The sequence below is a fragment of the Actinoplanes sp. NPDC026670 genome (assembly GCF_040638175.1).
GTDB lineage: Bacteria > Actinomycetota > Actinomycetes > Mycobacteriales > Micromonosporaceae > Actinoplanes.
Map to the genome: position 1 here is coordinate 44,941 of NZ_JBEZXU010000039.1, position 12,552 is coordinate 57,492.

Here is a 12,552-nt window from a genome sequence, read left to right on the forward strand (position 1 = left end):
GTCAGGGGCGAGGCGGGAGCGGGCATGGGATGTCGGGCAGATGCGTGTGCGGACAGCAGATGGCCGCGTACGCGACGACTCCGCCGTTCGGGTTGATGTAGTACTGCCAGTAGGCATCCACGCCGTTGACCAACCCGTCACGGGAGGTCACCTTTCGTGCGTCCAGTCCGACATCGCTGGCCAGCGGTGCGGCACCGTCAACAGCGGGGAACCCGACATCGCCGTCTATAGGCGGGTGACGCTTGTAGGTGGCGGCCATCCAGTCGATGGCTTCGTCGACGCCGGTCCAGGTGAGATCAGCTGAGGCGGCGCTGCGGCGTAACAGGTAGTGGCCGAGCCGCATCGGAGGCAGTGACGATCGGAGGAATTCCTGGGTCGCGGGTGTGCCGGGCACACCGGGTCGGCGCAGCGATTCGTCCTTCAGATCCTTGCTCGATCCGGTCCAGAGGTACCCGTGCCAGTGCCCGAGGGCCATCCCGCTTCCTCAATCTGTTGTCAGCTGCGGTGGGCCGCCGGAGGGCGGCCCACCCGGTGTGAACTGGGCTTGCGGATCAGGCGTTGTCGCCCGGCCCGGTGATGGCGGTGACGAAGTCGGTCATCTCCGCCGCGCTGAAGCGCAGGGTCGGGCTGGCCGCACCGAGCTTGGTGTCGCGGATGGCGTAGGCGCCGGGCTCGCCGGGGATGTCCGCGAACGAGACGCAGGACTCCAGGCTGCCGCCGATGTTGCCGCCGCACGGCGTGCGGAACGCCGTTTCCGGGACCTCGACCGAGTACAGGTCGTCGGTGTCCATGGCATGCTCTCCTTTGCGTGTGCGCCACGAGGTCCGTCCTCGCGGGTGGTGCATTCGCCCCGGTCTGGTCGTCGTCTTTCGCAGGGAAGGCGACCGGACCGGGCGTCTGAAGGGCCGAGAAATCGATCGCTCGGCGTTCACGGGGAGGTGCTTTCGCTTCCGACTACGTGATGCGTCGGCTGGTCCTCGCCGTGGGTGCCGTAGCAGACGCGGCAACGGAGATGTAGGGCGTCGGCTGGCTGGTCGTCGCTGGGGACGTAGCGATGTGGCCGGTAGTCGAGACGTTCGACGGTGACCATCGGGACGATGCCGTCGTGGATGACGTGCGTGGCCGTGACGGCTGCGAGGTCGTAGCCTGCCTCGGCGAAGCAGAAGTGGAAGCGGTGGCTGTAGAAGCCGGTCTTCAGGACAGACGCCATGACCGCCGGGAGCGCAGCCCCCTCCATGCACTCGGGCAGGTGGACGAGGACTGCGGGCGGGTAGTGCCTCATGATCATCCTCAGGCCGCCCGGTCGGTCGATGCAGTCTCGTGAGCGTCGAACCAACCGAGGATTCGGTCGTAGATCGCGTCGTCACGGCCGCTGGCGCGATGCCCGTCAGCGCGGTCGTCGATCATGTCGATCGCGCAGGACTCCAGGTAGAGCCGCAGCGATCGGCGATGCACCGCGCCCTGTTCGGCCAGTTCGACCTTGCCGGGTGCGCACGGCCACGGCTCACCGCAGGCCAGGCAGTCCCACGTCGGCCGGTCGGGCTGGTGTGGCGTCCTCGGGACCAGCATCAATGGCCGCCGTTCGCGCGGCGCCGCTGGGCCGGGGTGAGTGCTCCGGCTCGCCCGACCTGGTTGTAGGACTGCGTCGGCAGCGCCGACCAACTCGGTGCGCTCGGCGTGGGCGGCGGAGTGGTAGCCGCGGGCAGGTCGGCGGTGGTCATCGCGCCGCAGTGCGGGCACCACCGGCTCTTGACCTTGAAACTGATCAGGCCCGCGAGGAACCCCACCAGGAGCGCGCTTGACGCCGCTATCGCCACCACTGGGATTCACCTCCGCGAACGAGGTGATTCGTGGTCGTCGCCATGTCCTGCCTTCCGTGATGTCGAGGGCACGCCGAACTGCGACGTACTGTCACGGTGGTCCGCTGGCCCACAGGTTTGTTGTGGTGTGGCGGGACCGCGTGCCCGGTCTCGATTCAGGGGTGGCGGCCGGCGTGGTGCGGTGGTCGCCGTGGGCTTCGCTGCTGTTCACCAGGTGTTTCGGTCACAGCGTGGCGGTCCGGTGACCCGGAAATGAAGGCGACAGGCGTCAGCCGCTGTCAGCCGACGCGGCAGGTGTCGGAGTACAACCCGGATGGCGTACGGCTACTGTGCGCTCATGAGCGTTGAGCCGAAGCGAGCCAGTGAATGGACCATCCACGGCGAGCGCGTCGTCGATGACACCCGCCGGGCGGTGCTGAGCATCGCGGAGGTGGAGCTACCCGACGGCGTCCGCTTCGAGCAGTACGTCCTGCGGATCCCGGCCGCGGCGATGGTCATCGTGCTCGACGACGACGAACGCGTGCTGATGATGTGGCGGCACCGCTTCATCGTCGACCGCTGGGTCTGGGAACTGCCCGGCGGCTACCTCGACCCGGCCGAGGACTCCATGACCTGCGCCGCCCGCGAAGTCGAGGAAGAGACCGGCTGGCGGCCACGCAGCATCGAGAAACTGATCAGCTTCCAGCCGATGGTCGGCACCATCGACCAGGAGAACATCGTCTACCTCGCCCGCGGCGCCGACTTCACCGGCGCGGCCCCGGACATCAACGAAGCCGAGCGCCTTGGCTGGATCCCGATCGACGAGATCCAGCAGCACATCGACAACGGCACCATCGTCGGTGCCGGCTCGGTCTCCGGACTGCTCGCCCTGCTGCTGCGCAAGGCGACCGGCAAACTCTAGGCGCTGGCCAGGACCGGCCGGGCCCGCGCGGCGAAGTCCTGCACCGCAGGTAGTCCGACATGCTTGGAGAGGCGATCAGCGAGGTCGGTCAGGTAGTCGCGGGCACGTGACGAATACAGCCCCTCCGATGCTTCGACCGCCTCGACACCGACACGTGCGGCTTCCTCCGGCTCGCCGTTCTGCGCATGTGCCACGGCGAGCAGTACGAGGTTGAACTGCCGTCCCCGCGCGTACTGTCGGCCGTCCATGTCCAGCGACCGGGTAGCGAACCGTGTCGCGATATCGCCCCGCCCGAGTGCGGTGAAGCAGTGGCCGAACTTGGCCGCCAGGTAGGACTCGTCGAAGTAGCCGATCCACTGAGGCTCGCTGGTCCGGTCAGCCTTGTCGAAGATCGCCTCGGCCCTGTTCAGTGCGGCTGCGCAGGCCTTCTCGTTGCCGCCAATGGCATGACCTTGAGCTTCGAGGACGGCTGATTCCGCCTCGATCGCGGCGATGCCCGCCTCGGCCGCTGCGCGGCTGGCGGCCTTGGCCAGGTCCACCGCTTCGCCGGAGGCCCGCAGGAACGCGGCCTGATGGCTCATCGCCGCCAAGATTTCAGCTCCGAGCGCCCGGTCACCGGCGCCTGCCGCCAGGCGTAGAGCTTGGATCAGGTATCGCTGGGCCAGCCCGTGCATCCCGGCGTCGTACGAAGCCCAGCCCGCGAGCTGGGTCGTCTCCGCGACCGCGGACAGCAACTGGCGTCCGGTCGCCGCGTCGTAGCGGCCGTTGATCAACTCGGTGACGTCGGCGTTGAGGAACCGGACCAAGCTGTCGCGGATGTGGCCGCCGCCGAACTGGTTGTCCAGCGTCCGGTACGTCGAGGTCATCCGGCGCACGGTCTCGACGTCGGCGGCACCGATCAGACGCTCACCGTTGCCGGCTGGGCGCTCGTCGAGCGACGACATCAACCATCGCATCGCCGCAGGCAGGAAGGCCGTCGCGCTGAAGCCCACCTGCCGAAGAAGGTTCCGCCGCTGCATATCGCCTCGCCAAAGATCAACAGCGACATCTATGCCGTGCCGCCAGTCCGGCGCGAACTCTAGCCCGGACGGCATGGTCACCACCGATGATTCGACCGCGACGGGCCGGGTATCGGTGTCGGCTGACACCTCGGACACCATGGCGGACAACTGACCGCCTGCTTCGAGTGCCTGATCAAGCAAAATCGCGACGGAAACGCTTGGTCGTTTGATCCCCGATTCGAGATCCCACAGGTGGCCGTGCGAACAATGGATCATCCCGCCGAGCCGGCGCAATGACAATCTGTGCTGTTCACGCAGTTCCTTGAGCCTGCGGCCGAAGTCGGGATGGGAAACAACAGTCCGCCGTGGCATTGGCCACCCCCAACGACTAGCTGAACGCCTCGGAACTGGGCATCACCGGACACCATAGCCCTCAGGCGGACGTTTCCTGAGCCCGTGTAGTACTGGATAGACCAGCAGGACGAGTTCAACGGACAAGACCGGCGGGCCGCTGGCCGACTTCGTGGCGAATGCCGAAGGTGACCCGTCACCTCTGACGCTCCAGTACTCGTTCCGACGCCGTCCGACATCCGGATCAAGCCTGCTGAAACCCTCCTAACCAAGCCCGCGCTGAGCTTGTCCAGGATCGCCGCCCGTACGCCGAAGCCGTTCAAGAAGGTCGGCGATCTCTCTGGCCTCCTCGTGATCGGGACCGTGTAGCACCTCGAGGTTCTCGTACAGCGAGATCAGCTCAGCCCTAGCCTGTTCACGATCGCCCTCGGCCAATAGCAGCATCGCGATGTTGCGTCGTAGGTCCACCGCTTCCTCGGAGACGTCTCCCTCTCGGGCTCGGACATGGGTGAGGACCTGCCGGAATTGCTGGATGGCGAGAGTGGTCTCGCCGAGTTCGGCCCGGCAGTGTGCCGCTTGGCGCCGGCAGTCGAGCGCAGCGCGGCTGGTGGGGCCAGCGGTGCGGACGAAGGCGTCGTACAGTGCGTCGAATTCCGGCAGGGCGGTCCGGTAGTCGCCGCCGATGATTAAGATCGCGGCCCGACGTTGGCGGAGCTCGAGGACCCGTCGGCTCTCGATGCCCAGAGCTGCCGCGGCGGGTTCGATGACCTGCTGCAACTCCTCGGCAGCCTGCGCGAATCGTTCCCCTTCGAGCAAGCTGTCGGAGCGTGCAATCGCATCCTTGATTGCTCCGCGAAGGTCGGTGGCCACCTGGCCGGGCTGCGCAGAAGCGCCCGGGTGGTCAGTAACGGTTGCCGGCTGCGGCTCAGGCCGAGGCCGGGGTGCGTTGGGCTGGCGGTAGAGCAGCGTGGGGTCGGGGACGCCGGGCGGCGCCTGGCCGGGCGCGGGCGGGCGTGAACCCGCCACGGGCAGAAGCGGGAACAATCGGTCGTAGACGTCATACGCATCGTGAGGGCGCTGTTCGGGCCGTTTGGCGGTGAGGTCGAGAACCAGCGCCTCCAGCGCCTCGGGAACGTCAGCGCGGATCTGGCGCAGCGGCTGCGGCGCCTGTTCCATGTGCTGGCGGAGAAGCTCGAACTCGTTGCCGCCGTCGAACATAGTTCGGCCGGTGAGTAGTTCGTGCAGCATGCAGCCGAGGGCGTACAGGTCGCTCTGCGGGCTGATCTGGCCGCCCTGGATCTGTTCCGGCGACATGTAGCGGTGAGTGCCGAGGAGGCTGCCGGTCGCCGTGAGTCGGGTGACGTCGGTACGCAGGATGGCGGCGATCCCGAAGTCGAGAACCTTGATTTCTCCGCCGGCGGCCACCAGGACGTTGTCGGGTTTCAGGTCGCGGTGCACGACGGGGATAGCGTGCGCGTGCGACAGAACGGTGCAAATCTGAGCCGTGATGGCCGCCGCCCATTCGATCGGCAGCGGTCGAGCTGGGTTGATGTAGGCGCGCAACGAGGTACCGCGGACGTACTCCATGACCAGGTAGAGCCGGTCGTACGCGCTGTCGAGCACCGCGTCGTAGACCTGGGGGACTCCGTGGTGCTGGATACGGGCGGTGACCCGCGCCTCGCGGCGGAAGCGCTTGGCGAACTCCTCGGCCTGCTCGGCCGAGACGATGACGTCGGGGCGGATCCGCTTGATGGCGACCTCGCGGTCGAGTACGCCGTCGTAGCCGCGCCAGACCTCTCCCATGCCGCCGGCGTCGATTTCGTCGACCAGTTCGTATCGGCCGCCGATAGGTACTGCCTGCACCCGTCACCCCGCGTTTCGGTTGCCACTTCCGGCCGACAGTGTCCCTTGTAGATGTTGACCCGTCCAGGCTGGCGGGCTCCGGACATCAGGCTGCGTCGTCCTCCACTCCCTCCTGACGGCGGATCATCCGCCAGGCGGCGCTGCGGGCACTGCGGTTGAGCGAGCTTCGGTAGTTCTCCTGCGGGTCGAAGTACTTGCGGCCCTTCTCGGCCATGGTGTCGAAGTGGTCCATCATCTTGTCCTCGAAGATTGGGTCGAAGACGTGGCCGAAATTCTCCTCGTCGTTGACGACTGCGGCCTGACGCACCCGAGGGTGGTCGATCGCCTCGTTGAACGGCTTGATGACGTCCTGCTCGGTGAACTCGGTGCCATGCTTCTCGTTGAACCGGTCGATGAGCTCTGACAGCAATGACTTCTCCGGCTCCTGGGCACCGCTTGGGCCCTCGCCGAAACCCTTCAGCACGCTATCGCCGTCGGGGCTCAAGCGGATGTCATGATCGCCAGTGTGTTCCACCCGCAGGTGGCTTAGATCGACCTCGCCGATATCCACGCCGCCGTCATCCCGGCGCGGTAGCACGTTGAGCAGGTGCCGCCCGTACAGGTATAGGCGCTCCAGTTCGGCGTCCGTGTAGGTGACGATCCCCGACAGGAAGCTGTACTTGCGTACGTAGTCGTTGAGATTGGCGCGGAAAGCTTCGGCGCTGGCCTGGTCTTCTTCGTCGTCGCTGTCGAGCAGCTCGGTGAACCGGCGCACCGCCGGGTCCAGGTTTCGGTACAGCTCGGCGTGCAGCTTCTCCCACTTCTTCGTGTTTCCGGCGGCCTGCCGCTCGGCGGCCAGGTAAGCCGTAACGAACTCCTGCATCTCTGAGTCGACGAGCAGGTCCGCCGCCATCACCCTGCTCTGTGCCACGAACAACAGATTGGGGTCCGACGGCAACGTCGCCGCCTCCTCGTAGTACGGCAGGAACGCGTCCTTGATGTCCTCAGCCTCATTCGCGAAGTCCAGGACCACCAGGTCGGACTGCTCCTTGCGGTCGGCAGTGCGGTTGAGCCGGGACAGGGTCTGCACAGCGGCGATACCCAGCAGCCTCTTGTTGACGTACATGGTGGTGAGCAGCGGCTGGTCGAAGCCGGTCTGATACTTCTCCGCCACCACCAGGATCCGGTATTCAGGCTGCCGAGCGCCACCGGACCGGGTCGCCTTGTCGTCAGCCCGGGTATAGGCGAACGCCTTGGGCAACCCTGACTCGGGTAGACCGTCGTTCTCCTTGGCCTCGGTGGTCTCCTTATCGTCGTCGTACTTGAGCGTCCCGGAGAACGCCACCAGCACCCCGATGTCGTTGTAGCTGCGGTCCTTGAGGTACTCCTTGATCGACCGGGACATCTGTACAGCGCTGTGCCGCGACGCTGTGACCACCATCGCCTTGGCCCGGCCGCCGAGCCGCCCGGCGCTGTGCGCCTTGAAGTGCTCGACGATGATCTGCGCGTGCTGGGCCACGGTGGAGGGGTGGGTCAGCGCGTACCGGGCCAGCAGCGGATTCGCCTTGGCCGCGTCGACTCTCCGCTCGTCCGGGTTCTCGTTGACCAAATGCCAGTAGGTGTTGTAGGTGACGTAGTTGCGCAGGGGATCGAGGATGAACCCCTCCTCGATCGCCTGCCGCATCGAATACGTGTGAAACGGGTGGTACTTCCCGTCATCACCGAGCGTCCCGAAGTCCTGCAGGGTCTTGGCCTTCGGTGTCGCGGTGAACGCGAAGTACGACAGGTTCGCAGCCCGCTGCCGCCTACGCGCCTTGGCCTTCAACTGCGCCTCGACGTCGGATACCGGCGCACTAATCGCGCCCTGCTCCTCCGAGTCGGCGTCCAGGCCCAGATCGCGCAGCACCGCCCGAACCGAACCGGCGGCGTCACCGGACTGCGACGAATGCGCCTCGTCCACCACGATCGCGAACCGGCGCCCCTGGATCTCGGTCGGATTGCGCCGTAGGTATTCCTCCAAGGCCGGGAACGATTGGAGCGTGACCGTGACGATCTTTCCAGTCTCCTGCGACAGCACCTTGGCGAGTTGCTCAGACTTCGACCCGTGCTGCCCGTCGATCTTCACGACCAAGCCGGCGGTCTGCTCGAAGCTGCCGACCGTCTCCCGCAATTGGCCGTCCAAGTTCCGCCGGTCGGTGATGATCAAAACCTTGTCGAAGACCGCCGCACCGGGCTCCAACCCGGCGGCCAGCGCGTCCGGATCCACTTCAGCGGCGTCGGTGGGCACATGCAACGACGACAGCCGGTGCGCCAGCCAGGCGATCGTGTTTGACTTACCCGAACCCGCCGAAGCCATCACCAGGTAGTTGCTCCCGGCACCGTGCCGGGACGCGTGCGCCGTCAACTTCTTGACCACATGCCACTGGTGATACCGCGGGAAGATCAACCGCTTCCGGGTACGCCCGTCCGCGCTCTTCTCCTTGTGCAGGTGGACGAAGCGCTCCAGCAGATCAAGCCAGTTATCCCGCTGCCAGACCTCCTCCCACAGGTACGACGTGGCGTACTTGCCGAACTCGGTGGCCGCCGGGTTGCCCTGCCCACCCGGCCGACCCGGCCCCTCCGAACCGGTGTTGAACGGCAGGAACCGGGTCGCCCTCCCCCGCAACTGGGTGGTTACGAACACCAAGTAGGGATCCACCGCGAAATTCGCGACGACCCGCCGCATGAAAATCAGCTCGGTCGGATCCCGCTCGGTCTTGTACTGCTCCTTGGCATTCTCGACACCCGACCCGGTCAGCGGGTTCTTCAACTCGGCCGTTGCGATCGGAATCCCGTTGAGGAACAACGCGAGGTCGAGCCGGTTGCGCTGGTCCGACTGCTTGGTCGCGTACGCCAACTCGCGCACCACGCTGAGCCGGTTCTTCCGGTAGTCGTCCAGGATTGCGTCCGACTCCACCAACGACGGCTTGAAGTACGCGACCCAGATCCGAACCCCATGATCCTTCACGCCCTTGCGCAGAACGTCGACCAGCCCGTCAGTGATGATCGCCTGGTCGAGTCGCTTGACGAAGCCCCGTTGGGCGTCGTCCCGGTCACCGCCATAGAACGCGACCAGGTCCTCCCACTCCTTGGCCTGGGTATCGCCGATGAACTCGAACAGCCGTCCGGTGTCGAGCCCGACGTCCGCCCGGTAGTCGGTGTTGTTCCCCACCTCCCACCCACCAGCGGCGAGGGAGGCAACGATCGCATCACCGAATGCTGACTCGTGATGAATGGGACTCATGGCCTGTCAGCCCTCGGTTCCTCGTACGTTCAATGTGGAAACATCGATCTGCCTTGTTACAGCGGCAGCTATTAGCGACTGGCGTCGTTCGACGAGCACAGATTGCTGTTTCGAGAGTTTGGTTTCCAGCAAAGTTCGCCGACCGCTGATGGCATCTAGGTGCGCGACTATTCGATCCTGAATGCTTCTGGCAGGAAATGGGAAGCGATGGGCCCTTAGCTGCTCGCCCGTCAAATGAGCGATGGTCGTCGTGTTTCCCTCGACCGCGAAGACATTCAGCGCCGTCGCCGCGCGCATGCAATAGTACAGCCAGCGAGGCGAACTGTAGCCGCACACGCGGATCCGATGCAAAGCCTTCTGATAATAAATCTCTTCGACGCTTCCGTCCCAGATTGCTGAGCGCCCCGGCTCGCCACCCTCGCACACCAGAAGATCTCCCGGAAGGAGGCGATAGCGCGACTGTTCCTGTGGGGCGAAATTCATCTTCAGCAGGTCGTCGGTGTTAATTCTGTCCCACTGTACGTTTGTATTGCGAAGATAGGGCTTCAGGTGCTCGCCTTGCACCCGATCCTGATTTAGCATTTTCCCAAGCAGAACTTCGAACTGGTATCCGACAGGCATCACCGGCCAGCTGGACGGGACACTCCCAAGCCACGATATTCCACTTACTCGCCGCTGCCCTGGCTCGTTAAGCCCAGCGATCGACGCGTATACGGCTGCGAGAGTACGTTCTTCTAGCAGGTCACGCTGCTTTCGCAGCTTTTCGCTCAGCGCTTCGATTCGCGACGTCTCACTCTCGAGGTAGTTCGCAATACGTTGCTGCTCGATTACTCCGGGAAGGTTTACTTCGATTTCCGCCAGATCTTCCCAATATAGACGCCACTGCGCAGGGCGAATGCCCTTGGACCGCATTCGGAATTCATTGACCAGCGGAGCCGATCGAAGGAGGAAGTGTAGGTAGCTCGAAGTCACCTCCGGGCTGACGGCACACACTAAATAGTCTGGACTTACAATTCCATCGAAGCGTGAGACCGCGAGCGATCCCTGCCATGCTTTCATCTTGTTGATTACAAGATCACCTGGCCGCACCACTTGGTAACGTGAAAGATCCAGGGGTGTTTTGTTGAAGTTGTCATCCCGGGAAGACTTCGGAATGACGCCATGGTCGCGATAGACGGAAAGCACCTGCATGTCCGGGTGTCCAACAATTTCCCGAGGCTTAAGCAGGTAGCGCAGCCGGAGGGCGCCACCATCAACCGTCATTGCGTTACCTCACCGAGAAGATCTTGAATTTCCGCCTCCAAGGCCTTCAATTCGGCGTCAATCTCGGCGAGAGGGCGGGGTGGCTGATAGACATAGAAGTGACGGGTGAAGGGGATCTCGTAGCCGGTCTTTGTCTTGTCGTGATCGATCCAGGCGTCCGGGACGTGGGGCAGAACCTCGCGGTGCAGGTATTCGTCGACGTCCTCGTCGAGCGGGACGTTCTCGTAGTCACGTAGATCCGGGTCAGGCTCGGTACTGCCCTTGAGGAACTGCACCTCGCCCTCTGGGTCGCGTACGCCGATGATCTCGCGCATTGCCTTCTGGAAGGCGGTGCCGGTGGGCCACGGCACCCCTGCTTCCGCCATCGTCTTGCGCAGCGTGTCCCACGCATCGCGCTTCGTCGGCCACGTCCGGCCCGCCAACGGCTTCAGTGCGGTGGCTAGTGCTTCGGCGTTGGTCACTTTCTGGATCGTTTTCGAGGCTGCCAGTTCGGTCAGTGTTTCCTCGGTGACCTCGAAGCGCAGTTTCAGCGGGCGTTCGACGGTGATGCGGTGGTAGCCGAAGTCCTCGTTGGCGAAGATCTTCACCTTGGCGTGCATCGGGTGTTCGGGGTTCTGGGCTGCGTCGAGAGCCTCGGCGTACAGCTGGGTGATGGTTTTGATCTGTTTCGGTTCGATAACTTTCCGCTTGTCGCCGAGGGATTTTCGCATCTTGGCGAACTGGTCGCGGGCGTCGAGTAGGACGACCTTGCCTCGGTGGCCGTTGGATTTGCGATTGGTCAGGATCCAGAAGTAGGTGGAGATGCCGGTGTTGTAGAAGAGCTGATCGGGCAGGGCGACGATGCCTTCGAGCAGGTCGCTCTCCAGGATCCACTGACGGATGCGGGACTCGCCCGACTCGGCGGCGCCGGTGAACAGCGGCGAGCCATTGAAGACGATGGCGATTCGGCTGCCGCCTTTGCCGTCGGCGGTGACCGGCTTCATTTTCGAGATCATGTGCTGAAGGAACAGCAGCGAGCCGTCGTTGATCCGAGGGAGGCCGGCGCCGAATCGTCCGCTCTCGCCGAGCGCCTCGTACTCGTGCTCGACCTCGTCCTTGACCTTCTTCCATTCCACGCCGAACGGCGGGTTGGCCAGCAGGTAGTCGAAGCGTCCGGTGCGGTGGCCGTCGTCGCTAAACGAGTTGCCGAACTTGATGTTCGCCAGGTCCTGATCCTTGATCATCATGTCGGATCCGCAGATGGCCCAAGATTCTGGGTTCAGCTCCTGGCCGTAGACGGTGACCTCGGCTGATTGGTTGAGCCGCTTGATGTGCTCCTCGGCGGCCGAGAGCATGCCACCAGTTCCGCACGCCGGGTCCATGACCGTACGCGAAACCACGGGCAGACTGAGCGCGTCGTCGTCCGGCGCGATCAACAGGTTGACCATAAGTTCGATGACCTCACGCGGGGTGAAGTGCTCACCGGCGGTCTCGTTAGATTGCTCGGCGAAGCGCCGGATCAGTTCCTCGAAGATGTACCCCATCTGGTGGTTGGAGACGATGACCTTCGGCTGGCCATCGTCGCCGAGCACCGGCTTGCCGTCCTTGAGCTCGATCGGCCGCAAGTCAAGGTCGGCAAACCGGCCGACGACCTGGTGGAGCAGGTTGGCGTTATCAAGGCGCCGGATCTGCTGGGGAAAATCGTACTTGTCCAGCACCTCTTGGGCGTTGTCAGAGAAGGCGCCGATGTACGCGAGGAGGTGTTTGGCGGTCTGGCCCGAGTCCTTCGTGATCGCTTCGAGTGTGTAGCCGCTGGTGTTGTAGAAGCTGCGGCCAGCCGCGCGGCGTAGCCACCGGGCCGCGTCAGGGTTCCCCTCACGCCGCAGCCGTTCGTATTCCGCGACGACCTTTGCCTTCGTGGGCTCGAGGACGCATTCCAGGCGCCGGAGCACCGTGAACGGCAGGATGACCTTGCCGTAGTCGGACTGCTTATAGTCGCCGCGCAGGAGGTCGGCCACCGACCAGGCGTGGTTCGCCAGTTCGGTGTGTTTGTTGCTGTTCAACGGGTTCCTTCCGTCAATACCAGAGCCGTAGGTTTCGGTCATCGGTGGT

11 protein-coding genes are annotated in these 12,552 nt (G+C 64.4%); 1 reads left to right on the forward strand and 10 read right to left on the reverse strand.

Annotation, left to right across the window (positions count from 1 at the left end; translation table 11 throughout):
• Position 1: 1 nt before the first annotated feature.
• From AB0E94_RS32340 to AB0E94_RS32360, 5 genes are all read right to left on the reverse strand, one after another.
• Positions 2-475: a hypothetical protein gene (locus tag AB0E94_RS32340; protein ID WP_360334088.1), complete on the reverse strand. Its 474-nt coding sequence runs from the start codon at positions 473-475 to the stop codon at positions 2-4.
• 76 nt (positions 476-551) lie between these two features.
• Complete coding sequence (locus AB0E94_RS32345) at positions 552-791, reverse strand: DUF397 domain-containing protein (protein ID WP_285556696.1); 240 nt, start codon at positions 789-791, stop codon at positions 552-554.
• Between the two features lie 137 nt (positions 792-928).
• The gene (locus AB0E94_RS32350; RefSeq protein ID WP_360334092.1) at positions 929-1,282 is read right to left on the reverse strand and encodes a hypothetical protein; all 354 of its coding nucleotides are present in this window, start codon (positions 1,280-1,282) and stop codon (positions 929-931) included.
• Between the two features lie 8 nt (positions 1,283-1,290).
• On the reverse strand, positions 1,291-1,569 hold the full coding sequence (locus AB0E94_RS32355) for a hypothetical protein (RefSeq protein WP_360334095.1): 279 nt from the start codon (positions 1,567-1,569) through the stop codon (positions 1,291-1,293).
• Entirely contained in the window at positions 1,569-1,820 is a 252-nt protein-coding gene (locus AB0E94_RS32360; RefSeq protein WP_360334098.1) for a hypothetical protein, read from the reverse strand. The genes AB0E94_RS32355 and AB0E94_RS32360 overlap by 1 nt, the downstream gene beginning before the upstream one ends.
• A gap of 337 nt (positions 1,821-2,157) precedes the next feature.
• Between AB0E94_RS32360 and AB0E94_RS32365 the strand changes: the two genes are divergently transcribed.
• Positions 2,158-2,721: an NUDIX hydrolase gene (locus AB0E94_RS32365; protein WP_360334099.1), complete on the forward strand. Its 564-nt coding sequence runs from the start codon at positions 2,158-2,160 to the stop codon at positions 2,719-2,721.
• Here AB0E94_RS32365 and AB0E94_RS32370 read toward each other — a convergent pair.
• From AB0E94_RS32370 to AB0E94_RS32390, 5 genes are all read right to left on the reverse strand, one after another.
• Positions 2,718-4,094 (reverse strand): helix-turn-helix transcriptional regulator, encoded by a 1,377-nt coding sequence (locus AB0E94_RS32370; RefSeq protein ID WP_360334102.1) that lies wholly within the window; start codon positions 4,092-4,094, stop codon positions 2,718-2,720. The two genes, AB0E94_RS32365 and AB0E94_RS32370, sit on opposite strands and share 4 nt — an antisense overlap.
• Positions 4,095-4,337: 243 nt before the next feature.
• Positions 4,338-5,936, reverse strand: coding sequence for a protein kinase (locus tag AB0E94_RS32375; protein ID WP_360334105.1), 1,599 nt, complete (start codon positions 5,934-5,936; stop codon positions 4,338-4,340).
• Positions 5,937-6,021: 85 nt separating this feature from the next.
• Complete coding sequence (locus tag AB0E94_RS32380) at positions 6,022-9,126, reverse strand: type I restriction endonuclease (RefSeq protein WP_360334108.1); 3,105 nt, start codon at positions 9,124-9,126, stop codon at positions 6,022-6,024.
• Positions 9,127-9,204: 78 nt separating this feature from the next.
• Positions 9,205-10,461, reverse strand: coding sequence for a hypothetical protein (locus AB0E94_RS32385; protein WP_360334111.1), 1,257 nt, complete (start codon positions 10,459-10,461; stop codon positions 9,205-9,207).
• Positions 10,458-12,545, reverse strand: a complete 2,088-nt coding sequence (locus tag AB0E94_RS32390) for a class I SAM-dependent DNA methyltransferase (protein WP_360334113.1) — start codon at positions 12,543-12,545, stop codon at positions 10,458-10,460. Before AB0E94_RS32390 ends, AB0E94_RS32385 begins: the two co-directional genes overlap by 4 nt.
• Positions 12,546-12,552 lie beyond the last annotated feature (7 nt).

What these genes read in the sequence shown, in the direction of transcription:
- AB0E94_RS32340 (WP_360334088.1), bottom strand. Translation starts at nt 475, where the DNA reads ATGGCCCTCGGGCACTGGCACGGGTACCTCTGGACCGGATCGAGCAAG.
- AB0E94_RS32345 (WP_285556696.1), bottom strand. Translation starts at nt 791, where the DNA reads ATGGACACCGACGACCTGTACTCGGTCGAGGTCCCGGAAACGGCGTTC.
- AB0E94_RS32350 (WP_360334092.1), bottom strand. Translation starts at nt 1,282, where the DNA reads ATGAGGCACTACCCGCCCGCAGTCCTCGTCCACCTGCCCGAGTGCATG.
- AB0E94_RS32355 (WP_360334095.1), bottom strand. Translation starts at nt 1,569, where the DNA reads ATGCTGGTCCCGAGGACGCCACACCAGCCCGACCGGCCGACGTGGGAC.
- AB0E94_RS32365 (WP_360334099.1), top strand. Translation starts at nt 2,158, where the DNA reads ATGAGCGTTGAGCCGAAGCGAGCCAGTGAATGGACCATCCACGGCGAG.
- AB0E94_RS32370 (WP_360334102.1), bottom strand. Translation starts at nt 4,094, where the DNA reads ATGCCACGGCGGACTGTTGTTTCCCATCCCGACTTCGGCCGCAGGCTC.
- AB0E94_RS32385 (WP_360334111.1), bottom strand. Translation starts at nt 10,461, where the DNA reads ATGACGGTTGATGGTGGCGCCCTCCGGCTGCGCTACCTGCTTAAGCCT.
- AB0E94_RS32390 (WP_360334113.1), bottom strand. Translation starts at nt 12,545, where the DNA reads ATGACCGAAACCTACGGCTCTGGTATTGACGGAAGGAACCCGTTGAAC.